This is a genomic window from Enterobacter sp. RHBSTW-00994 (assembly GCF_013782625.1).
Lineage (GTDB): Bacteria > Pseudomonadota > Gammaproteobacteria > Enterobacterales > Enterobacteriaceae > Enterobacter.
Genome location: NZ_CP056199.1, coordinates 2995732 through 3018832, shown reverse-complemented (window position 1 = coordinate 3018832; position 23101 = coordinate 2995732). Strand labels below are relative to the sequence as shown.

The window sequence follows — 23101 nt, the reverse complement described above, 5'->3', positions numbered from 1 at the left end:
AAAATGGAAACTACCAAGCCTTCGTTCCAGGATGTTCTGGAATTCGTCCGCCTGTTCCGCCGCAAAAATAAACTGCAGCGTGAAATCCAGGACGTTGAGAAGAAGATCCGTGACAACCAGAAACGTGTTCTGCTGCTCGATAACCTGAGCGATTACATCAAGCCAGGTATGAGTGTTGAAGCCATCCAGGGCATCATCGCCAGCATGAAGAGCGATTACGAAGATCGCGTTGACGACTACATCATCAAAAATGCTGAGCTGTCCAAAGAACGTCGTGACATCTCCAAAAAGCTGAAAGTGATGGGCGAAATCAAAAACGGTGAAGCAAAAAGCGAATAATCGCCGCTAAACGTTGAAAGGGCTCTCTGGCAACAGGGAGCCTTTTTTGTATCGGCGGGATTCAGGGTGATGATTGAGCCAGCTTGTTTCTGCATACCCTGACGTATTTTTCAGTGTTTCAGTACGTTCAGACTTTCCTGGAGTGAAAGAATATCTTCCGGCGTTCCTTTACCTTCTACGGTATTACTAAAATAGTTGTAATCGAGATCAATCCATTTCTGCAGTTTCGCGGCGTAGTTGTCCGGATACTGTGCTTGTTCAATCGCCGGGAGTGTTTCATAGTGTTTTAGCACTGAACTGAAAAAATCAGTCAATTTCCCGCTGCTGTCATATTCCGCCATCGCTTGAGCGACCACCTCTTTTCGCCATGAATACTCCTGATCATATGACTCTTCCCATGCCGCTCTTCTTTCATTCGTGGTGTAGAGTCCACTGTCATCATAGGTAATGAGGGCAAGACTTTCTCGTGAAAGACCGGCAAATGGATTTTTCCCATTTCCGCTAACAAACGCTGTCGCTTCCGCAGCTCTGGCTACACGTTCGGGATCAGACGAATCAGGCGTTTCGGCGTGACGAGCGGCCCGGCTGGCGTCATAAGTTGTCCCGGTGATTTTCTTAAGCAAAGTGGATGCTTGTTCACCGAGCTCTTCCCTGGTCAGAACTGCATATGCTGTGTCCGCCCGGTTTGCGCTGTCACTTAATTGATAAGCCAGAGAGGAAAACGCGGCGTCTTTTGGGGGCAGGTTATCCACCGTATCAGTTGTATTATCAGAATTGATTAACGAGACAGGCTTAGGTGCTGTACGCCAAGTATCAACAGTATGACGACTGGAATGATGTGTATTGCTTAATGGGGTGATCATATCTGCATTTCCTTTTGTCAATATTTTAGCGAGTTGCGTAGATCCTAGCCGTCTGTCCCGTTTTTTGTTCCTGATTGCGTGGCATGACTCCTTGCCTGGAGCATGAAATATATCGGTCGCAGGGTATCAATCTTTAATAGGTTCTGATGTATGACTGCGTTGATTTGAGCAATATACCTACTGGATCAGGGGGGGAGATTAGATAGAGGTGTACGAAATTAAATAAGACCAGATATATTTTATAGTGACTCTCTCCATTACAAGGAGTACCAAATACCAGAGTACTGCTTTTTTAAAAAAGGTCAGCAAATTATTGCGCTGGAAAGATCCGCCGCCGATGGTGCTTTTCAGCTGACTGAACAGGGTTATGAAAAACAATTTGAAGAGGTCAACGCCGCTGATGAAAAAGACGCGCTTGCCCGCTTTGCTGATATCCGCAAGGAACAGCAAATTGATCACCATAATTTCTTATCGGGTGCGATATCCATGCCCTTGATCGGGGTGTTAGCGGCAGCATTTACGGCTCTGTTCAGGAAAAAGTGATCAACATCTTTATGCCTGTATTGCCAGGCCTCAATGGACGAGAGGCAGTCGCTGTCGTCTGGCTGAGAATGCTGTAAGCCTGGTCACAACAGGTTTACCCTCAAAACGGGCTGGGATGATGGGCGGTGATCCACTCCTGGCTGACCGGATGGACAAAATGCAGCTCGCTGGCGTGTAGCATCAGTCGCGGCGTGTTTTCCGTGCCAGGAAGCAGACGACCACCATACAGGTCGCAGCCCAGAATAGGGTGACCTAATTTCTGGCAGTGGATACGGAGCTGATGGGTGCGTCCGGTTTCCGGGGTGAGTTGTACCCGCGTTAACGGCAGTAACGTACCATCGTCCTGTTCACGGTAAAAGCGTTCAACGACTCGGAAGCGAGAGCGGGCTGGCTTGCCGTGGATAGCGCAAATCGACATCAACGGAAAAAGCGCCGGATCTTTGGCAATGGCCGCATCTATCACTCCTTCATCGTCATCCAGATGCCCGCAGAGCAGGGCGCTGTATACTTTAGTGACGGTCCGTTGGCTGAATTGCTGGCAGAGAATGGCATTGATGGCTTTATTTCTGGCAATGACCATCAGCCCGGACGTCCCGAAATCAAGGCGATGAACCAGTGTACAACCGGGGAAGATTTTAACCAGCCGATGATGTACCGAGTCGAGATTTTGTGGATTTTTCCCGGAGAGGCTAAGCAACCCGGCGGGCTTATTGATAAGCACCAGATGATCGTCCTGATAGAGTGCCTCTATCTTGTCATGACACGGTGGGGCAATAAAGGTATCTAAAATCGTAGACATCAGGCTGCCTGAAGGGGGAGTGGGTGCGGATAATAACGAATTTTCGTCCTACTGGCTAATCCGGCGGTACGTCAGGTAAAGGCATAACTGTCACGCCGTGAGCAGGATATTTACCGGTCCTTGCCGGGATGACAGAAAAAACACATCAGGAGTGCTATTATCCAGGCGAATAATGCTGGCATTCACCCTGAGGGTTAATTAATGAACAATAACGTACCACTGAAATATTATGACATCGCAGATGAGTATGCGACGGAGTGCGCAAAGCCGGTTAGCGAGTCAGAACGTGATCCTCTGGCGCTCTATTTCCAGCTACTGCTTACCCGTTTAATGAACAACGAAGAGATCAGTGAGGAGGCGCAGAAAGACATGGCTGATGAAGCCGGAATCGATGAGCAGCGCATTGATGAGATCGCGATGTTTCTGAATCAATGGGGCAATGAGTAGCCCTTAAACCGAATGACCACTGCACTATCGGGTTGGCGCAACAGGTCTTCGGCGGTTATCGATCCGCCAGGGCCTGTAGCTGATAAATCCATGCAACAACCTGTGTCCCATCCGCGAGCATCACATCGACCTCAACGCGGTCATAACCCTCTTCGAATTCATCCAGCATTGGCCAATGGGCGCTGAGATTGTCGGATAGAAACAGATACCCCTCGACACGAGCGTTGCCTTTATCCAGCACTATTCCGGGGAAACCTTCGGCTGGCCCCCAGCCACTCTCGTAAAATGTTCCCGTAACATAGCCAGGTAACCATTCTCCGCCAATGTTGTCGAGAATATAGGCATTGGATTGACCGGGACGCAGCGTACCGTAGACAAACAGAGGTTTCATATTCTTACCTTTAACACACTAAAGCCGGGTGGACGGGAAAAGCATTCAACATACGGCGTGATGGTAAGGTTGGCAACGGGCAGAATACGCTGAGTTATTGCGGTTGTACGTGTGAGTTCAGGGATTAAGCGGTAGAAAGCAAAAAGCCTGCTTTAAAAGCAGGCTTTTCAAATTTGGCTCCTCTGACTGGGATCGCCGTAGCCATTAACTGGCTGATTGATAAGCTAAACCTAAAAGTTGGGGTTGTCAAGACCACCAGAATGACCACCATCTACTAAATATGAACTATGGTTAGCGCTTATAATACTAAGAATGAATCTTTCTCAGAAAAAATGTTTGCATGGACTTTAATTTGACTCGGGAAATTTTGATGAGCCTAATGAGAGCGCTATTCTCATGCTTTCACTCATTATGCAAATTTTTTCCTTACCCGATTCATCAACTGTGCCAATACGAGGAACATGAGTTCTTATGGTTCCATTTTCTTCATATCTGTACCATTCATAAATTGGTAATGTATTAATAAAATTCAAGTATGCGTGTATGGATGTTATCAGATCCATAAAACTATTTAATTCTAATAACTCCCATAAAAGGATAACTTCATCCCACGATACTTTTTCTCTGGATGAACGTTTGTCTATCTTTCCGCGAGGAATGATCTTAACAATTTGGGCATCAGAGAAATGAGAACCTATATTATTTCTAATTTTTTGAATTTTGTTTATTGCTTTGTTTTTTTCAACGTTTACTTTTTTATAAAACAGTCCCGTTTCATCTAATTCTGATTGTGTGATTGATATGTAAGGTCTTAAACCACTTTTATTATATATTGGATGGCTAACAATAATTTTGTGCATCTGAGGGAGTATGTCTAATAAAGTTTTTAATTCACAAATTCCTGATTTTACCTGTAATTTCTTATCGTAACCATGTTCATTTTGTGATTTATTAAAGTAACCTACCATGTTCTTCCATACGGATTGGATACCTTGATATTGCGAGGCTGCATTGTTGCCAGCTCTCCATGAGGAATTTTGAGGGATTCCCGGGTGAAAAATAGGGCCTTGTAAAGAGTTATCCTCTACAATTGTTACAGGCACAGATCCTTTTAAGTGGATTTTTTTATCGAGGGGTAACATTATGAATTATTCTCCCATTGTTGATAAAATAAAAAATAATTTCATTGTTAATATTGATTAGCTAGATGAGTCAAAGAGCCATGCCGATTATATTATTTGCCGCAAGGTAGCTTTTCTTGTTCCTCCTGCGACCAGCATAAGCTAGAGTAATTGCATGTTTGACAACAGATCCTTTCATCTATCTGTAAGATATGGCATCTTTTCCTCTTTCGATCGTACACAACTTGGTTGGCACAATGATGCATTTGCTTGTCAATAAAGATGATTCGCGGATTTGTTGAACGGATATTAATAGCTGAGGTTCCATTTTCACAACCTTCAGCAAGACAATCAGCCCATGAGTGGAAGCGACAGTGTTCAATCAGGGGCATATTACGTAGATAATGTTTTTCTATTCCGGTAACTAATAACCACTCATCATGATAACCTTTTATACGCTTCGCTATTAATGTCTGGTTTCCCATTTTATAGGATTCGGAGGCAAACCCTGGGAAAACCTTAACTGGAGAAATAGTTAGTTTACAATCTAATTCTTGCTCACAAATACGATGAAGTTCCTGAAGGCAAGTAGTAACAGAATTTAAATGTAATGTAAGATCTTCTGTTTTTGCATGAGCACTATTTGTATATTCCAGAGTGAAATTTTCTGCTTTATTAATTACGGCTGCAAAAACGCCATCATTGCGCTGGAGTACTAATACTGGATAAATTAATACTTGAGGCTTCGGTCCAAAAAAACGACTTCCTGTTTCTTCATAGTGAACATGCACACCATAATATGTAGTGCTTATAGAATTACCATCAATATAATCTTTTATTTGTGCAGGTCGTAAAGGAAATGGGATGTCTTTCGCTAAAACTGAACAGTGTAAAAGATTAAATAATGTATCTGCATTACTCATATAAGATTGCAGGTTGAAAATTCTAATATCATCTGGGCTTACCCTACCATCAGAAAAAGTAAGAACAGGATTCGTAAATACTATAGTCCATTGTCCACTGGATAACACAGCACAGGGAGTATCATGTTCGTTTATTGTTTTCATGGTTCGAACATAATCCATAACCTGTTTTAAAAAACCATGCCATTGTTTCGAAACTGGTGATTCATTTTCGGGTTTGTCATTCAGTATATGACGAATTGCCATAACGATGAGATCTTCGTCCTTGGCTCTGTCTTCAGGGTTGCGGGCAGAAACAAAAGGAACGTCCCAAGCTTTCGCTTCAAAAATCATTAAAGGTGTTTTAGTCTCCTGATTTATGCCGACATAGTCCATAAATCGTGTTGTATCTGCTTTTATTCTGGCTTCTTCTTGAACATTACCATAGGCACCTAATCGCCAGCCCAGACTTGTTAGCAACCGATCGAAAAACAAGATTCGAGTATCATGTTCATGGAGGGTATTTGCACTATCTTTTGAATAAGGGTTAATAATTCCGCATTCAATAAAGCGTACAATATCCTCCATTAACTTGGATAAATCACCACGAAACTGATTACGAAGTTGTGCTTCGTTCACTGAATCAACTCCGGTAACCGATAAAGCAGACGCCGGGCCGCAGGCCAGCCCGCTTCCATAAAGATGTCAAGACTGTTTATCAAACGGGTACGTCTATTTTGATCGTCAAAGATGGTTTTATAATCGGCAAGAAATATCCCCATCATTTTTACCAGTTGATCCATTCCCAGTCTTTCGTTCTGGAAACCGAGTTTCCTGCCGTGATAAAGCGCGTTAGCCAGTAGGTCGAAACACTTTTCGGGCGCGACAGGAGTCAGTGTTTCAAGGAGTTCGAGAAGATAGTAGATAGTGTGCGGTGTACCACAATCACCAATGCGCTTCAGGTGTCTTTCTGTTTCATCCAAGAATTGCTTAAGTCCCTCATGTTTTAATGGCGGTTCGTCAGAATTATGCTTACCTTCGCAAGCGAAGCGAAGTTGCGAACAGGCTTTGTCGATGACTTCCGCACACCGTTTTACATTTTCTTTGTCAGCATCTGTCAGATTCGTTTGTTGATAATACTCTTCCAGCTTTATCCCGGCTGCATCGATAATGTTATAGGCAATATCCAGTGCTCGTTGCCTTATTTTTATATCTTCCGGTGCCGCTTGCCCGGTAAGTCCAAGAACGAACCCCTCCCTTAATGTGAACAGAACCTGATTAAGTTCATCACTATAAATGGTGGGGGCATTAGCCCAACTTTGTAGTATGTCATAAGCCTCTCTGGTTTCATGCACTCCCCAGAGAATAGTTATATCGCTGCTAACAATTTTACGAATGCGTTTTTGACGTTCCAGATCGCCACTAAACCGACTCAGCAATTTCTGAATGAGGCTGAAAGTATGTGAGGGATCAACATGTAGCAAACGTCTTATACCATACGCCACAGTATGCTCAAGAACACCGGTGTTGGTTTCCTGTTCAATCCTTTCGTTCAAATAGTGCCATACACTATCTTGATCAATATCCCATAGCCGCAAAAGGTGTATTGATGCCTGAAAGCGAACCGCCGGATGAGGATCAATCAGCATTCTTTCAATATCAGCTTTTAGTCGTCCATAAAGATCGGGACGCAAAGGAATAACATCAAGGATAATCTGTGCAGCATCAATTCTTGGTGCTGGAGAACCCCAACCGGTACTGTTTTCAAACTCTTCTTCTGTATTTTCCTGAAGTTCAGGGCCAGCAGAATGGGAAGCGATGTCGAGGAATTTTAAAAAATGTGATGTTAGTTCTTCTGCCTGCTCTTCATCTGCTGCGGGTAATAACTTCTGTTCAATGATTGCATTACAGGCTCTGATAATTACGTCTTCTGCGGTAATGCGTACATAGTTATGAGTATTTTCCAGGTAGAGGAGACTATGAACGGGCTCAAGGATATTGAAGATATTTTCTAATGATAGTCCTGAGGGAAGAGTATTGTTCGACTCAAGCCTCAATGCTTCTCTTGCTCTTTTTACAGCGTCAATAAGGATCGTATTGTCTGGTTCTTTCTGATCTAAATCATCAATAAAATCATAAGGTATCGCGGTTGTTACTCTGACTGGAGAAACGTTAAAAAGCCGTTCATTGCTTGATGTCTCAACATCACCCGAAAAGTTTCTCAAAAAGTCTCGGGCAGGCTGGGTACATAAATTCTCCGCACCGATAGCGTTAAAAAGACGACATAGCAGCCTGTATTTTGCTTCTTCTGGATAAAGATAATCAGAAAAATCATATTGAAAAGCAGAGCTTTCTAGCTTCTCTCGTTCTTCTTCTGAGCGGCGAATAACCCCCTTGCCCACAATATCAATGGCATCTTTACGGGTATCTTCACTTCGGATAAATATTTCTTGTGCAGCTATAGGCCACAGAAAATCAATCAGGTCATCGTCCCGTTTATTCACAGCCAGAAAGAGCCTGCTCCAGAATACTGCCAGTGACGCTTTTTCACAGATAAGTTTGGCAAGAATAAGTGCATCTGAACTTGGGGCAACTTGCAAACGTTGAAAAAGTTTATTAACCAGTACTTCACCGTCATGTGCGTGCTGGTTGTCTGGGTTATATGCCCAAATGTGGCTGCGATCGGTCTGAAGAATAATATTGTACCCGGAAATTGTTACGTGCTCGGCAGGCACATCCACAGGATGTCTTCGAGCAACGTAACCATCGAGAGCACTCACCGCAGCGCTAATTGCATGGCTGGGGTATTGTTCAATAAAATAAGAAAAATACTCACTAAGTGAATATCTTGCCAGCTCATAATCCTGTCGTGCATTTGATCTCAACGGAAGGATTCGGCTCTCCCCCAGATTTGTTTCCCGATCGTCTACGATGTCATGGTTATAGACAAATTCGAAGATACGAACTACGAACTCTGGTGCATGTACTCCGATCTTCTCAATATTGCGACAAAGTATGGGGATTTCTTCGGAGCCAAAACGTTGAAGCCGCTCAGGAGAAAGGATCTGTTCCAGTAAACTACAGGAAGCCTGAACATCGGTGTCGATTGTATCTGCAACGAACGAAATAGCGTTACCGACAAAGTATTGCGGATCACTTAACGTTAAGCCATGCGAAAACATTGCACGGCTGGTTGTACCGAGCATATTACATAAGACTGGCTCAGCAACCTGCCTGATGAGTGGATGCAATAAGAATCGCAAAGTTTCTGTAACTTTATTCACCTGAGGCGTCAGGGCTGATACCAAATGCACCCATGGTAGCAGGGCAACATTTCTTTCATCCTCAAATCGTATTGCCAGCGCACCGCATATATGGCCCAAAGTGGTTATTATTTTCTCGTCGTCAACTGCCACACGTTCAGCAAGCCATAGCAGATCGTCCTGTTCTATGGGATACTCTGCTGCAATTCGACCAGCCGAACTACGAATAATCGGATCCCCATCTTTGTCATTGACCAGATAACTCACTGCCTGCCAAAAGCTACGATGATTATCGTCATAACTCCATATTTCCTGAAGCACAAAGCCAAGTGCGGGGGATAGCATTAATCCCTGAGCTTGTTCTTTCTGAAAATGCAATCTCCCCGCAATTAGCGCATCTGGCTCAAACGATGTCTGTGCCGCAGCATAGTCAAATAAAAGGTGATGGCGAAATTGTATCCGGCGGTCATTTTGTTCCCGATTCAATACGCCTTCGTGACACAGTGTATCGAGCATGTCAGGATCCGTGCCTGTAAGCAGGGATGAAACACTGAGTGAGCGCCCATCAATCATGGCATCCACTAATGTTTTTATATTTCGCGTTGCGTTAAGTCCATGTACCTCAACCCGACGTTGCCAGTACAGTTGTAATAGTTCTGTCTGAGATGAGATAGCCGTAAACCTGACACCAGTTTCTTGCGAAACCAGTTCTGCCAGCAGTCTGGTATTAAACGGAACTTTCGCCAGATCTCGCAGTTTTTCGGAGGCACCCTCCAGGGCCGTAGCCAGAGAGGGGGATGCTTCCAGTAGTTGGCGAAATTCATCATCTGACCAACGTGGGATAACAATATGGCGAACGGAAGAAAACAAAGCATCAGCACGTTCAGCAACAGGAGGGACGCCTTTAAACAAGTCACGAAGCTTTACCCCCATGCGCAGATCAAAACTACGTATTGAGGCAATGATTTTCCAACGACCACCCCAGGCCAACACCTGTTCAATGAGTGGGCGGAAAACGGCTTCTCCCTTACCCCCTCTGGTGGCATCCAGCGCGTCTATAATCAGCCAGCCCTGAGATGGGCCATCCCATGCCTCAAGCACGTCGGTCAAACTATGCTTCAGTTTGAGTTCTCGACTCAGACCTTCAAGCGACTCAACGGAATAGCGATCAACCGCCAGCTCCAGTACATCATCTCCTCGTTCCCGCAAACTGCGTGCCAGCGCATTCAGGACTCCGCTTTTACCTGCGCCGGGTTCACCAATAATTAATAGAGAACCTGACTGCACGGCTTGTTCAACTTCGTTCTGGCATTCTCTGCGGAGGGTAACAGGTTGACCGGTCTGACTTTCAATAGCTTCATATCGATTAAGGGAATCAGCAATTTCCTGAGAATGTTGCTGAAGTTGGGCAATATCATCCCTGTATCGAGGTGGTGCTGCGAGCTTAATCCCTTTTCCTGCAAGCTCATTGCGAAATATTGACAGATCGCCACCACCTCGATGGGACATCATTGTGCCGCATATTTCAGTAAAAATACTCAAGGCCGTTGTTGCGTCAGAATCTCTGGCAAGGCTCTGGGCAAGTTGTAAATAGGCCGGTGAAGCCATATTTTCAATATCAACGGCCAAAACAACAACCAGGCGGCAAAATTCAGAAACAAGGTGAGGAGGCAGGGGCTCAGAAGTTATGTTGCCCCAGGCAGCGGAAATGCAGCGTTCAAAAATGCTAAACGCCTTTGCCTGTCTTTTATTCATTGCACCAAGACCGTGCTGAGAAAAAAGAGACAATGCTACAGGAAGTTCCTCCCGAATTGACGCTGATGCTCTGGTACTTACGGCTAAAACCAGACGGTCCTTATCTGGATCAAGAGGCCTGTTCCATTCCAGAGAACCATTGCCGTCCCGGCATGTTAACCATTGGCGGACAAATTGTTCTACAGTTCGATAAAAAGGATTTTTTTTATCATCTGAAAGCGAAAGCGTTGTTTTTGCCTGAATGGCGATAAAACCATCCGCAGATGTAGCCACCAGTATGTCATCAACGGGCGCTTCCGTTTCAAAGCGCAACCAGACAGGGGATGCTTCGCCCAGTCCTAATCTTGCATCCAGTCGGCTACCAGACAGGATCTGAGCAGCAAAGTGAGCTCCCAGTTGTTGCTGAAATAAAATGCCGCTACTGGTTGCTGCTCCACCGCCGTTTGCGGGACCGTTCAGATTTATATCAGACAAGTTTCACCTTCATATAATGAATGCAGTGCTGAGGCTCTGTTCTACCTGTTCCTAAGACTCATTTTACGGATAGTTTGCTAATAAAACAAAGAGATAAAAATATTTCAACGGTAGGTAGCATTACGTACTACCTGCCATTCAGGAAACCAATCGTTGCTGAATGCCTAATTTAGTAGCACAAAACCACGACAGAGTGGCCGTGAGGAAAGCGTATTGACAGGCTGGTCTATGACCGCTTCTGACAGCGCCGCAAAAAACGCCCCTCCGACACCTTATCCACAAATGGACGCAACATCATTGCAACCTTAATCGCTTCCACTTCGTTAATATGGCAGTCGCCGTCACCAAATAGCGCCATCATGCCGCGAAACAGATAGTCATACAGTGACGAGTTACTTTCATAAACCGTACTTTCCCTCCGATACTTTTGCAATGCTGTTACCACAGACTCTCGCTCATCCTGCGAAGCACCGACGCTACTGCGGATATAGCCCCAGTAATTGACGGTAGTCTTGTTCAATAAAAAGAGAAAGGCATCGCAAAGTTGCTCAAATTCACTTGCCCTAAAGTACACCCGGCGAGTGTAGATATTAAAAAAATCTTGTAGTTCAGTCAGCAACGCCAGCAGACTCTGTTTGCTGTCTACCTGTTCAACCGAGATATTACTTTCCGGTTGGTAGTTGGAATAAATATCATCGGAAGTATAGGAGATATGGCGGGGTGCGCGAAATGGCAGTCGTTGCCAGCCCCTGCGTTCTGGAAAGAAATTGGAGCAGTACCAACTATCTGCCGCAGGGATTAATTTCTCCATCAGCCAGCGATATGTCGTCAACGCATCCCAGTAATTACGAGGCCCGATGGTGTCCTCTTCCATATTATCGATATCGTAGCGACTGGGAGGTTGCCAGATTAGCGCCACGCGATGATTATTTAGGCGATGAAAATTAGGGTCGCGGCTGGCTAATAGTGTGACGTGATGCCCTTCGTTCATTACTTCATCTTTATGGCGGGTAAAGACCATAATGCGCTCACGGGCAGGATTAAATATCGACCACTCGCCTTCGGTATCCAGATAGTCATGGTGTTGACAAAAGATGCTGATACGACCCCATAGCCAGTAAGGAATGGTAATGAGATGAATATTATCACCGAGTGGTGTACTGTTCGAAAAATCAACAGTGCGACAAATCCGGTCAATTTCTTCCATGCGCTGTTTATAGCACCTCCAGAACTTATCAAAAGCATCACAGAGGGAGCGGGTTTCATTTAGGGTAAGTGCAAGGCGGCAGTTACCGATATCGCAATAATAATTTTCGCCATGAGGTTCTTTTAAAACCCATGGTCTGACTCCCGCCTCCGGTGGGCTACCGGCCCCTTCGAAGGCCGAATTTAGCAGGTCATTCTGACTCATCGTCAGCAAAACATGGCTATAGCGGCCATTACGAAAATCAATAAAACAGGAGAGGGGGTTCCCTTTTAGATTAGGTAAAAACGCCTGAATAAACACATGATCGTTCTGAAGTGTATAGGTATCACCAGCAATGTGTTCATATGGATGCGTGTAATTTAGCCAGGCAGAAGATTCATTATAGTCCCACACGCCATAGTTTTTGATATTTAACAGTGCTCGCTCGCCATAAAAGCGAGACACCCATATTTCGTCACAAAATAGATACAACAGATCTGGACAATACAGATTTTTCAGCCAGTCGTGGATCAATTCCGTATCAAGCACACGATGTACTATATTCAGTTCTTTAAAAATAGCCTCTTGTTTTTTATATTCCGCTATTAATTTTGCTGACGTTTTTTCACTGAGAAAAATGTAAAACTCATTGATATTTACCTGCCATTTTTCCCGATGTTCATTAAAGCGACGAACAGTGGAAATATAGTGGCTGCTTGTGAATTTTTTACAACGTTTCACTTCGTATAACGAATAAACGTCCTGATTGCCGTGCTGGCGATGCGTAAAAATATCCGCCCCAAATTGTGATTGGCCGGAAATGCCAATCGTCATGGCATCAACTATCTCGCCGTTTTCGATTTTCAGCCGTTTTTTGATGAGCTCACAACAAAATAGCACAAATGTTTGCGGTTCCATAAGCTCCAGTGGTAAATAAGCATCTGCTTTTCCTACTGGTGGCCCCAGCTTTACAATCTGTTGTTCTGTAGTATTCAACGGACTCCCTCCGAAAAATTGGTGAAGAGGATACTTTAGCGACCCAATGCTTATATTTATAACAATCTGCGATCTGTATTCCACCACTTCCTATTGCTGTTTTTGACCGAAAGCGGTATCTTTTACCCACACCTGCAAAATCAGGTGCCGGGATTGGAACCCCGAAATGTAACCATACTGGCGACACGTGACGCGTCTGCGTCTTTTTTTATGTCGCGCGCTTAGCTACACCAAAATTATGGTGGGCTGGGTGGGGGCACCGTAAGGTGCGCCGGTTCCAGTATGGCCGGTAGTTCCAACCCCGTTCAGTCCACCACCCATGAGATTGGAACCTCTGGTGGTGGTTTTAAACCACATACTGGAGGCTGCCTTTATGGCTACGATCCCCACTCAGACGCACCCGTTACTTGCTGTTTCCTTCAATGCTGCCACAGATTTTACCGTACTGGCAGACCACTGTGAAAACTTCGCCGAAACTCTGATCGAAAGCGACGATCCGGTGCTGCGGTTGGCGCTTTGCGGGCGACTTGCCGCCTGTCTGACTCTGCTGCAACCCACGCTGAACGACCCCATCCCGTCCCATCTGACTGACAGCCTGACCGTTGATGCTCTACCTGCCGATATGCCCCGATTTGTCCCCGATGCTGAATTACTTTGTGACTACTCACTGACGCTGGCGCAACTTCTTATCGGGCAGGGGATGCAGCCAAAAATGGAGCAGACGATAACTGGCTTATTATGTGAACTGGTCTGGTATTTTGCCGCCGAAATGAAAGCCCCGCGCTGGCTGCGTACTGTCGATGGTGTGAAGTTTATTGACGGTGTGGAGGTCAAAGCATGATGCAGTCTGACTGGCATCCTGCCGACATTATCGCCGGGCTGAAAAAACGTGGCACTTCGCTGTCAGCGCTTTCGCGTCAGGCTGGGCTTGCCTCCTCCACGCTGGCTAATGCGCTTTCCCGCCGCTGGCCCAAAGGTGAAAGATTGATTGCCGAAGCGTTAGATGTTGCGCCTGAGAACATCTGGCCATCACGCTACCGTAAACCAGAATACCGATAAGACAAACAGTTTCTCCCGATCTTTTACCTGTCCTTGCAGATGGGTGATCGGGAGAATGCCAGTGACGTGCGGCAACTCAGCATTTAATCAAATCAACGGGAAATGTTTTTCAGACAAAAACAGTTTCCTCTTTCTGTACCAGTCATATTCGCATTATTTTCTCTCTGCAACAAATGGCCCTCCGGGGTGCCCTTACGCTTCACGACCTGCAAGAAGCGGCCTGATTTCAGGCTGGTCGTCCCTTTACCGGCAATACCTTTGAAAATGTCGGACTGCATTGCAGTTAAGGTCACTCTTCACATTGCACCAATACATGAACTGGTTTTTCGGTACAGGTCGTAAAACGGTGAATGCCATGCATGTTATTCACTGAAATACCCGAATGCGTCTTCAGCTTTGCAGTAACGACGCATGAATCCCTCATTCCATCGTTTCATAATCACCTTTATAGCTTTACATCTATATAGTATTTAACCTATATTACTTGGGAGGTCCCGTATGGACGATTAAAACAACGGATATGTTTGATCACTGGTTTACCTCGCTCAACGATACCGACAGGGCCAGCGTGCTTGCAGCGCTGTTGGTCCTGCGGGAAAAGGGGCCGGGGTTATCCAGACCTTATGCTGATACGATCAGAGGTTCCCGCTACAGCAACATGAAAGAGTTGCGTATTCAGAGCCGGGGCGATCCGATACGGGCATTTTTCGCTTTTGACCCGGCCCGTACTGGCATTGTGCTTTGTGCCGGAAATAAGGTCGGCAATGAAAAACGTTTTTACGATGAGATGCTCCCGATCGCAGACCGGGAATTCACGAACTGGCTGAACACATTAAAAGAGAAGGAGTAACGCGATGGGCAGAACGCTGGAACAGCTTATTGCGGATGAAAAACCTGAAGTCGTGGACGAAGCTCAGGCGATGGCGACGGACATCCTGCTCAACATTCATCTTGCTGAGTTGCGTGAGAAAGTACAGAAAACGCAGGTGGAAATGGCGCAGGCGCTGGGTATCAGACAGCCTACCGTTGCAGGAATGGAAAAACCGGGCCGCGACCTGAAACTTTCCACGCTTAAACGCTACGTTGAAGCGACCGGCGGCAAATTACGCCTTGATGTTGAACTGCCGGATGGTTCTCACTACGGATTCGTACTGTAAACACTGACGCTCCCTGAACCGGAGCGTCAACCCCTTTTATAACGGGCTGCGGCCTGCATTTGCCGCAAGGCATTTGCTGACGCGTGACCGTAAAACTGCACCAGACGATAAATTTTCACTGCACCAGACCCGTGCGTCACTTTAACCGCGCAGAGCGGGAAAGTGACGCACGCAAGCCCTTTCGATCTGCACCAGAAAACTCAACTGCGCCAGCCCACAGCTGGATCCTGACACTGCCTTTTCAGGCCATTTGACCCATAAGGAGAACATGAACCGATACCGGAGGGGGATCAGGATGATCCGGGGGATAACCCGCTAAGGCGGGCGGCTGCTCAGAGAGCACAACCGAAGCCCCACCACACCTCAACGGCTGCCGCCCCGGCGCTCAGGTATCGCTTGCAGCCCCGACAAAAAACAGGGGCTATTGGCCTACGCGCCGGGGAAAGCTGTATCAGTGTTGAGTTTTTTTGGGATGAGTTTGCGGCAATCATGAAAGGGGAATGTATGGGGATTCTGGAGCAGGAAATGAAGCAACTGGCGCAGCAGGCAGGCGGCAGCCATAAAACCGTTCACGATCGCATTAAGCTGGCGCAGCGTTTTTGTGAGCGTCTGGTGCTGACGCAGAATGTGCAGATCCGCCGGGTGGAGCAGCTTAAGGCGCGGCATATTGAAGGCTATGTCCGTGAACGGCTGGCGCAGGGTATCACGAAGCGTTCCCTGCAAAACGAGATGGCGGCGGTGCGCTGCATTCTGAAACAGGCCGGGCGTGACAGGCTGGCGCAGAGTGAGCGACTGAACAATCACTCGCTGGGCCTGTCTGGCGCATCCCGTAACGGTACGAAGCGGGCCATCACGCCGGAGCATTACCGCCATGTGCTGGAAACCGCCCGCGCAAAAGATCCGGGGATGGCAGCGGCGCTGGAACTCTCAAGGCTGATGGGATTACGTTCGCAGGAGGCGGTGCAAAGTGCGCAGTCATTAAGAACGTGGAAGCAATCGCTGGAGCGGGGTGAGCCCCGTTTAACCGTGGTGTTCGGCACCAAAGGCGGGCGTCCGCGAGAAACCGTTATTCTGGATGCTGTCGCTGTCAGAAAAGCGCTGGATAATGCGCTGGTGGTGGCAGAAGATCGCCACGGCAGGCTGATAGATAAACCCGACCTGAAAAGCGCGATGAAATACTGGCAGAGCCAGGCGTCACGTCTCGGGTTAACTGGCACATATTCCCCGCACTCGTTACGCTATGCGTGGGCGCAGGATGCCATTCGTCATTATCTGACGCAGGGATTTTGTGAGAAGGAAGCGCTGGCAATGACGGCGATGGATTTGGGCCACGGCGACGGGCGCGGACGGTATGTGGCGCAGGTTTACGGGCGAAAGGGGGATGCTGATTGATAGCTTCAGACTTGCAATATGATGTTATTCATCGTTTTCCGTACAAAATTATTTGCCTCAAATAATTTTGGGTGATTTCCTATTAATCCCGGGTTATTCATCGTTATTCACCGAAGAAATTTCTACGTAGAAATTTTTTGTTCGATTTCCTCTCAATAAAAATGCTTCTGAACGGTATGGCCTATTAACAGGCCTCTGGTGCAGTATTACGGTATTTTACTGATGATTGCGCCAGCAAAAGGAAAAGGCCAAATAATGGTAAAGGGCGACTAAGGGTAACAGCGCCAGACCGGAAAAGGCCAAAGGGCTTAAAAGGCTAAAGCTGGCGCAGATTGATATATCCGGCGATATCTGGCGTAGTTCTGCCGTATACAGGCGACGACAAGCTGGTGCAGATAAACGGTGACATTGAACTGGTGCAGATATGATGTATCGGGGAGTCGGTTTCTGGTGCAGATTATCTGGCAGCTATCGTCTGGAGATTATTCACTGTGAATAATTTTCGTCATTTTCCTATTGATTCATAATATATTGATAGGTTTTCGTACAAAATTATTCTACGTCGAATAATTTTGTACGCTTTCCGATTAATAACCCAAAAGTTGAAGATAAATCCTTTCAATGTAAAAAGCAGATCCGGATTCAATCGGGATCTGCTTTTTCATTCTTAACAAATCATATTGCTACTGGCTCAGGCCGCCTTATGCCGCCGCGCATAAATATACGGCGCAACGTATCCCTCGCGGCTCACGTCCAGATAATCCGACCACCACTGCATCATGGCTGTACGGGCGTCGAGATGTTCAGCCCGGTGGATATACGCTGCCCGCACGCTGTTGCGCTCCTGATGGCTCATCTGCCGCTCCACGGCATCCCGCGACCAGAGTTCAGATTCAACCAGTGCGCTACAGGCCATTGCCCGGAAGCCATGCCCGCAGACATCGGTTTTGGTATCATAGCCCATCAGACGCAGTGCCCGGTTGACGGTGTTTTCGCTCATCGGCTTATACGGGTTATGGTCGCCGGGGAACACCAGTTCCAGATGGCCGGAAATTTCCTGTATCTGCTTCAGAATGGCAATGGCCTGTCGGGAAAGCGGCACAATGTGTGGAGTACGCATTTTTGCGCCACGACCGGAGAAACGGACTTTCTCAATCGCTTCCCTTGTGGCGGGGATGGTCCAGATTTTGTTTCTGAAATCTATCTCACCCCAGCGGGCAAAGCGCAGCTCGCTGGAGCGGATAAACAGGTGGAGAGTCAACACCACCGCCAGCCTCGTAAGCTGTCGTCCCTGCCGATAGTCGCCAATGCGCTCAAACAATTCGGGCAACCGCTCCAGCGGCAGAGCGGGATAGTGATTCTTAACCGGCGGCGCGGTGACGCCTTCCAGATGCTGCGCCGGGTTGTTTTCGGTCAGTCCCTGCTGAACGGCGTAACGCATGATGTTGCAGAGTTGCTGCCGGGTACGGGACGCGACTTCCAGAAAACCTTTATCCTCAATAACCCGCAGTAACGCAGTGAAATGCTGCGTTTTCAGCGTGGTAACGGGCAGATGACCAATAGCCGGAAATATATGGTTATTCATGCTGGCGAGAATGCGCTCTGCATAATCAGGTGACCACTTTTTGTTGGTTTTGTGCCAGCCCAGAGCCACCGTTTTAAAACACTTTTCCGGTGAAGCTGCGGCTTTTTCATCCATGCGTTGTTGGGCTGGGTTGATATTCTGCGCCAGTAGCTTGCGGATAGCATCGCGCTGTTGCCGGGCTTCAGCGAGAGAAATCAGCGGATATGCGCCCAGACTGACGCGGGACTCTTTACCACCGAAGCGATACTTGAGATACCAGATACGTGAACCGCCGGGATTGACCAGCAAATACAGACCGTGTGAATCAGACAGTTTTATGGGTTTGGAAGAGGGCTTTAAGTTGCGGATTTTTGAATCGTTTAAAGACATTTGGGGGTCACTCCAGAATCGAACCAATCTGACCCCAAATCTGACCACCAAATTAACCGGATGCGGAGGGAAAACTGAATACGCATCTGGAAAGATTTTCACGCTAACTTATTGAATCAATATCAAATAAAGACTAATAAGGTAGCGTAAGAATCGAAATTTGGCTCCTCTGACTGGACTCGAACCAGTGACATACGGATTAACAGTCCGCCGTTCTACCGACTGAACTACAGAGGAATCGTGTGAACGGGGCGAATATTAGCGACGTCAGTTGCGCTTGTCAAAGGGTGGATCACCCCGCTTTGATCGTTTGCTGACAAAATCAGCAAAGTGGTGTTTTTCACAACGAATTGCACTGTTTTAGTGCGCAAGTACCCCTTATGGGGCAGATCATAAACCGCTGTTTCGGTAATGAAACCCGTATTGATGATTAGATTTCCTTATTTTCAGGCGGTTAGCGGACATATCAGACCTCTTATGAAAACTGGCACTCATATTGCAAAAACCTCTTTAACAATTAGCGCCAGTACCGGCACTGCATTTCGAACAGGGGGCAAAATGAACTTAAGACGACTGAAATACTTCGTAAAAATCGTCGATATCGGCAGCCTGACCCAGGCGGCTGAAGTGTTGCATATCGCGCAGCCTGCGCTGAGCCAGCAGGTAGCCACTCTGGAAGGTGAACTGGATCAGCAACTGTTGATCCGTACTAAACGTGGTGTCACGCCAACCGAAGCCGGTAAGATCCTTTACACTCACGCTCGCACCATCCTGCGCCAGTGCGAACAGGCACAACTGGCAGTGAATAACGTCGGACAAACGCTCAGCGGCCAGGTTTCCATCGGGCTGGCCCCGGGAACTGCAGCATCCTCTATTACCATGCCATTGCTCCAGGCCGTTCGTGCAGAGCTCCCTGAAGTGCTGGTCTATTTACATGAAAACAGCGGCTCTGTGCTCAATGAAAAATTGCTCAACGGCCAACTGGATATGGCGGTGCTTTACGATCGTTCCCCGGTTGCCGGAATCAGCAGCCAGCCGCTGCTGAAAGAGGATCTTTATCTGGTGGGAACCCGCGACTGTCCGGGCCAGAGTATTGACCTGACTGCAGTGGCTGAAATGAACTTGTTCTTACCGCGCGATTACAGTGCAGTGCGTGTCCGCGTGGACGAAGCGTTCTCGCTGCGTCGCCTGACGGCAAAAATCATCGGTGAAATTGATTCCATCTCCACGTTGACCGCAGCAATTGCCAGCGGAATGGGGGTGACCGTTCTGCCTGAATCGGCCGCACGCTCCCTGAGTAGCGCTGCGAATGGCTGGATGGCGCGGATTACTACGCCGTCCATGAGTCTACCTCTGTCGCTGAATATGTCCGCTCGCGGCTCTTTGTCACCACAAGCGCAGGCGGTAAAAGAGATCCTGATGTCTTTGGTTAGCCGTCCTTCTCTGGAGAATCGCGAACTGCAGTTGGTGAGCTGATATTCCATAAAGGAATAAGATGCTGGTTTTTATTATTTGTTCTGCGGCTCAGCTGACTCTAACAATAGAGCGATATCAGATGCGGCGGAGTGAATCGTGAATTTCCAGCAACTTAAAATTATCCGTGAGGCGGCAAGGCGGGATTACAACCTGACCGAAGTCGCCAACATGCTTTATACCTCCCAGTCGGGCGTGAGCCGCCATATTCGTGAGCTGGAAGAAGAGCTTGGTATTGAAATATTCATTCGTCGCGGCAAGCGCCTGCTTGGTATGACGGAGCCTGGCAAGGCTTTACTGACCATTGCCGAGCGGATCCTCAATGAAGCCAGCAATGTTCGTCGGCTGGCCGATCTCTTCACCAATGATGCCTCCGGCGTGTTGACCATCGCGACGACCCATACTCAGGCACGGTACAGTTTACCTCCCGTCATCAAAGCATTTCGTGAGCTATTCCCGGAGGTTCGCCTGGAACTGATTCAGGGAACACCGCAGGAAATCGAAGTGTTGCTGCAAAACGGTGGGGCGGATATCGGAATAGCCAGCGAACGACTCAGCAACGATCCGCTGCTGGTGGCATTTCCCTGGTTTCGTTGGTATCACAGCCTGCTTTTACCTGTTGACCATCCGCTTCATCAGGTTTCTCCTCTTACGCTTGAAGAGATCAGCAAGTGGCCGCTTATTACCTACCGTCAGGGGATTACCGGACGTTCTCGCATTGACGAGGCCTTCAATCGCAAAGGGCTGACGCCAGATGTGGTGCTGAGTGCGCAGGATTCCGATGTCATTAAAACCTATGTGGAGCTCGGTCTGGGGATCGGTCTTGTGGCTGAACAGTCCGGTGGTGAGCGTGAAGTAGGCAATCTGGTACGCCTTGATACACGGCATCTGTTTGATGCGAATACGGTATGGCTGGGCCTGAAGCGTGGGCAATTACAGCGCAACTACGTGTGGCGATTTATCGAGTTATGCAATGCGGGACTATCGGTGGATGAAATTAAGCGTCAGGTGATGGAACCGGAAGAAGTGGCGATCGATTATCAGATTTAGGCATGGGAAGAGTTAACCGGTAGCGTAATATTCTCTTCTCGGCCTTTTCCCAAAGGGCTGAGAGAGCAAAAACTCAAAACGCCAACAGGGCAGCGGTTTCACATTTACCGTGTTCAGAAAAGCAAAAAGCCTGCTTCAAAAGCAGGCTTTTTAAATGTGGCTCCTCTGACTGGACTCGAACCAGTGACATACGGATTAACAGTCCGCCGTTCTACCGACTGAACTACAGAGGAATCGGTTTGGAGGCCTATCTTAGCGGCGAAAAAAGTTTTGTCAAACCTGATCTTAGATGAATACGATTGATTGCTGATTCTGTCGTCAGTTTGTTGTAATTCCAAACATATTTTTGTGGAAAATACTTTGCAGGATTAGCTTTTCTCCATCATCATTTGAAATGGAGTTTCAACTTTCTCGCTAAGGTCTCTTTTTGAACGTCACCGCCCCCTTACGCCAGGTGCTCATGCGCACGCCTTGGTATGCTAAACGCAAAAGCTATCGTGTTTTGTTCTGGCGTGAAATCACCCCTCTTGCCGTACCTATTTTTCTGGAGAATACCTGCGTCCTGCTGATGGGGGTATTGAGCACCTTCCTGGTAAGCTGGCTCGGTAAAGAGGCAATGGCAGGCGTCGGGCTGGCCGACAGCTTTAATATGGTAGTGATGTCGTTTTTTGCCGCTATCGATCTCGGGACCACGGTTGTTGTTGCTTTCAGCCTGGGCAAACTCGACCCCAAACGGGCGCGCGAAGCAGCCCGACAATCGCTCATGATCATGACGATTTTCTCGATCATTCTGGCAGCGGTGATCCATTATTTCGGTAAAGAAATTATCGATATTGTTGCCGGGGAAGCGACGAATGAAGTCAAAGATCTGGCGCTGACCTATCTGGAGATGACCGTTCTGAGCTATCCGGCGGCGGCGATAGCCTTAATTGGTAGTGGTGCGCTTCGTGGGGCAGGGAACACCAAAATTCCGCTGTTGATTAACGGTGGGATGAACATTCTGAACATTATCATCAGCAGTATCCTGATTTACGGCGTTTTCTCGTGGGATGGGCTGGGGTTTGTCGGCGCAGGTCTTGGGCTGACAATCTCCCGCTATATCGGTGCGTTCGCTATTGTTGGGGTGTTGATGGCGGGTTTTAACCCGGCATTGCGCATTACCTTCAGGAGCTTTTTCCGGCCACTCAATTTCGCCATTATCTGGGAAGTGATGGGGATTGGGATCCCGGCCAGCATCGAGTCCGTGCTGTTTAACGGTGGGAAGCTTCTCACGCAAATGTTCGTTGCAGGAATGGGGACGGATGTCATCGCCGGTAACTTTATCGCCTTTTCCATTGCATCGCTCATCAACCTTCCGGGGAACGCCCTGGGGTCTGCGTCGACGATTATCACAGGCAAACGGCTTGGAAAAGGACAGATAGGCCAGGCAGAACGCCAGTTGCGCCATGTATTTTGGCTGTCGACGATAGGGTTGACGGCGATAGCCTGGGGGACTGCGCCCTTTGCCGGGCTGATGGCCTCCTTCTATACACACGAAGACGACGTAAAAGAGGTGGTCAAGATACTGATCTGGCTGAATGCCCTGTTTATGCCGATTTGGGCGGCATCGTGGGTTCTTCCTGCCGGGTTGAAGGGCGCACGTGACGCCCGGTTTGCGATGTGGGTGTCGATGCTGGGCATGTGGGGTTGTCGCGTGGTGGCAGGCTATACGCTGGGAATTATGCTTGGGATGGGCGTCGTCGGCGTCTGGCTGGGTATGTTCCTCGACTGGGCAGTTCGCGGTGTGCTGTTCTACTGGCGTATGGTGAGTGGCCGCTGGCTGTGGAAATATCCCCGCAAGAAATCGGGGATTGCTGAATCAGGAACCGCAGAATGCGTACCAAATGGCCGAAATGGAGAATAAATCGGCAAACGATCAGAATTCTGCATTCTGCCTT

Annotated in this window: 19 protein-coding genes and 2 tRNA genes; 11 read left to right on the top strand and 10 right to left on the bottom strand. The window is 47.7% G+C overall.

Annotated features, from left to right (window positions below; translation table 11 throughout):
- The first annotated feature begins 3 nt into the window (after nucleotides 1–3).
- Nucleotides 4–339, top strand: coding sequence for a DUF496 family protein (locus tag HV346_RS14595; RefSeq protein WP_008499467.1), 336 nt, complete (start codon nucleotides 4–6; stop codon nucleotides 337–339).
- A gap of 110 nt (nucleotides 340–449) precedes the next feature.
- On the opposite strand, the gene HV346_RS14590 is transcribed toward HV346_RS14595, so the two are convergent.
- Entirely contained in the window at nucleotides 450–1202 is a 753-nt protein-coding gene (locus tag HV346_RS14590) for a hypothetical protein (protein WP_249415102.1), read from the bottom strand.
- Between the two features lie 273 nt (nucleotides 1203–1475).
- On the opposite strand from HV346_RS14590, the gene HV346_RS23445 reads away from it, so the two are divergent.
- The gene (locus tag HV346_RS23445; RefSeq protein WP_249415149.1) at nucleotides 1476–1745 is read left to right on the top strand and encodes a hypothetical protein; all 270 of its coding nucleotides are present in this window, start codon (nucleotides 1476–1478) and stop codon (nucleotides 1743–1745) included.
- Nucleotides 1746–1845: 100 nt separating this feature from the next.
- Here HV346_RS23445 and HV346_RS14580 read toward each other — a convergent pair whose 3' ends face one another.
- On the bottom strand, nucleotides 1846–2544 hold the full coding sequence (locus HV346_RS14580; RefSeq protein ID WP_181620021.1) for an RluA family pseudouridine synthase: 699 nt from the start codon (nucleotides 2542–2544) through the stop codon (nucleotides 1846–1848).
- A 201-nt stretch (nucleotides 2545–2745) separates the two neighbouring features.
- On the opposite strand from HV346_RS14580, the gene HV346_RS14575 reads away from it, so the two are divergent.
- Nucleotides 2746–2991 (top strand): YmjA family protein, encoded by a 246-nt coding sequence (locus HV346_RS14575; RefSeq protein ID WP_181620020.1) that lies wholly within the window; start codon nucleotides 2746–2748, stop codon nucleotides 2989–2991.
- A gap of 55 nt (nucleotides 2992–3046) precedes the next feature.
- On the opposite strand, the gene HV346_RS14570 is transcribed toward HV346_RS14575, so the two are convergent.
- The 5 genes from HV346_RS14570 to HV346_RS14550 all read right to left on the bottom strand — a co-directional run bounded on the left by HV346_RS14570 (nucleotide 3047) and on the right by HV346_RS14550 (nucleotide 13079).
- Entirely contained in the window at nucleotides 3047–3382 is a 336-nt protein-coding gene (locus tag HV346_RS14570; RefSeq protein ID WP_181620019.1) for a gamma-glutamylcyclotransferase family protein, read from the bottom strand.
- Nucleotides 3383–3729: 347 nt separating this feature from the next.
- Nucleotides 3730–4524 (bottom strand): hypothetical protein, encoded by a 795-nt coding sequence (locus tag HV346_RS14565; RefSeq protein ID WP_181620018.1) that lies wholly within the window; start codon nucleotides 4522–4524, stop codon nucleotides 3730–3732.
- A 92-nt stretch (nucleotides 4525–4616) separates the two neighbouring features.
- Complete coding sequence (locus HV346_RS14560) at nucleotides 4617–6044, bottom strand: hypothetical protein (RefSeq protein ID WP_249415101.1); 1428 nt, start codon at nucleotides 6042–6044, stop codon at nucleotides 4617–4619.
- Nucleotides 6041–10897: an ATP-binding protein gene (locus HV346_RS14555; protein WP_181620017.1), complete on the bottom strand. Its 4857-nt coding sequence runs from the start codon at nucleotides 10895–10897 to the stop codon at nucleotides 6041–6043. The genes HV346_RS14560 and HV346_RS14555 overlap by 4 nt, the downstream gene beginning before the upstream one ends.
- Before the next feature lie 226 nt (nucleotides 10898–11123).
- Entirely contained in the window at nucleotides 11124–13079 is a 1956-nt protein-coding gene (locus HV346_RS14550; RefSeq protein ID WP_181620016.1) for a hypothetical protein, read from the bottom strand.
- A gap of 373 nt (nucleotides 13080–13452) precedes the next feature.
- Between HV346_RS14550 and HV346_RS14545 the strand changes: the two genes are divergently transcribed.
- The 5 genes from HV346_RS14545 (at nucleotide 13453) to HV346_RS14525 (ending at nucleotide 16687) form a co-directional block, all read left to right on the top strand.
- Nucleotides 13453–13920, top strand: a complete 468-nt coding sequence (locus HV346_RS14545; protein WP_181620015.1) for a hypothetical protein — start codon at nucleotides 13453–13455, stop codon at nucleotides 13918–13920.
- Nucleotides 13917–14138 carry a helix-turn-helix transcriptional regulator gene (locus HV346_RS14540; RefSeq protein WP_046077354.1) on the top strand — a complete coding sequence of 74 codons (222 nt, stop codon included), beginning with the start codon at nucleotides 13917–13919 and terminating at the stop codon, nucleotides 14136–14138. The genes HV346_RS14545 and HV346_RS14540 overlap by 4 nt, the downstream gene beginning before the upstream one ends.
- 520 nt (nucleotides 14139–14658) lie before the next feature.
- A complete protein-coding gene (locus HV346_RS14535) occupies nucleotides 14659–14988 on the top strand; it encodes a type II toxin-antitoxin system RelE/ParE family toxin (protein ID WP_001607612.1) in 330 nt (109 codons plus the stop codon).
- A gap of 4 nt (nucleotides 14989–14992) precedes the next feature.
- A complete protein-coding gene (locus HV346_RS14530; protein WP_001553123.1) occupies nucleotides 14993–15295 on the top strand; it encodes a helix-turn-helix domain-containing protein in 303 nt (100 codons plus the stop codon).
- 504 nt (nucleotides 15296–15799) lie between these two features.
- A complete protein-coding gene (locus HV346_RS14525; RefSeq protein WP_181623794.1) occupies nucleotides 15800–16687 on the top strand; it encodes an integrase domain-containing protein in 888 nt (295 codons plus the stop codon).
- Between the two features lie 691 nt (nucleotides 16688–17378).
- On the opposite strand, the gene HV346_RS14520 is transcribed toward HV346_RS14525, so the two are convergent.
- Entirely contained in the window at nucleotides 17379–18641 is a 1263-nt protein-coding gene (locus tag HV346_RS14520; RefSeq protein ID WP_181620014.1) for an integrase arm-type DNA-binding domain-containing protein, read from the bottom strand.
- A 161-nt stretch (nucleotides 18642–18802) separates the two neighbouring features.
- A tRNA-Asn gene (locus HV346_RS14515) sits at nucleotides 18803–18878 on the bottom strand.
- 321 nt (nucleotides 18879–19199) lie between these two features.
- Between HV346_RS14515 and nac the strand changes: the two genes are divergently transcribed.
- Both nac and cbl read left to right on the top strand, forming a co-directional pair.
- Nucleotides 19200–20117 carry a nitrogen assimilation transcriptional regulator NAC gene (nac, locus tag HV346_RS14510; protein ID WP_181620013.1) on the top strand — a complete coding sequence of 306 codons (918 nt, stop codon included), beginning with the start codon at nucleotides 19200–19202 and terminating at the stop codon, nucleotides 20115–20117.
- A gap of 96 nt (nucleotides 20118–20213) precedes the next feature.
- Nucleotides 20214–21164, top strand: coding sequence for an HTH-type transcriptional regulator Cbl (cbl, locus tag HV346_RS14505; RefSeq protein ID WP_181620012.1), 951 nt, complete (start codon nucleotides 20214–20216; stop codon nucleotides 21162–21164).
- Nucleotides 21165–21321: 157 nt separating this feature from the next.
- On the opposite strand, the gene HV346_RS14500 is transcribed toward cbl, so the two are convergent.
- Nucleotides 21322–21397, bottom strand: a tRNA-Asn gene (locus HV346_RS14500).
- Nucleotides 21398–21624: 227 nt separating this feature from the next.
- Between HV346_RS14500 and emmdR the strand changes: the two genes are divergently transcribed.
- Nucleotides 21625–23067: a multidrug efflux MATE transporter EmmdR gene (gene emmdR / locus HV346_RS14495; protein ID WP_239006372.1), complete on the top strand. Its 1443-nt coding sequence runs from the start codon at nucleotides 21625–21627 to the stop codon at nucleotides 23065–23067.
- Nucleotides 23068–23101: the final 34 nt, after the last annotated feature.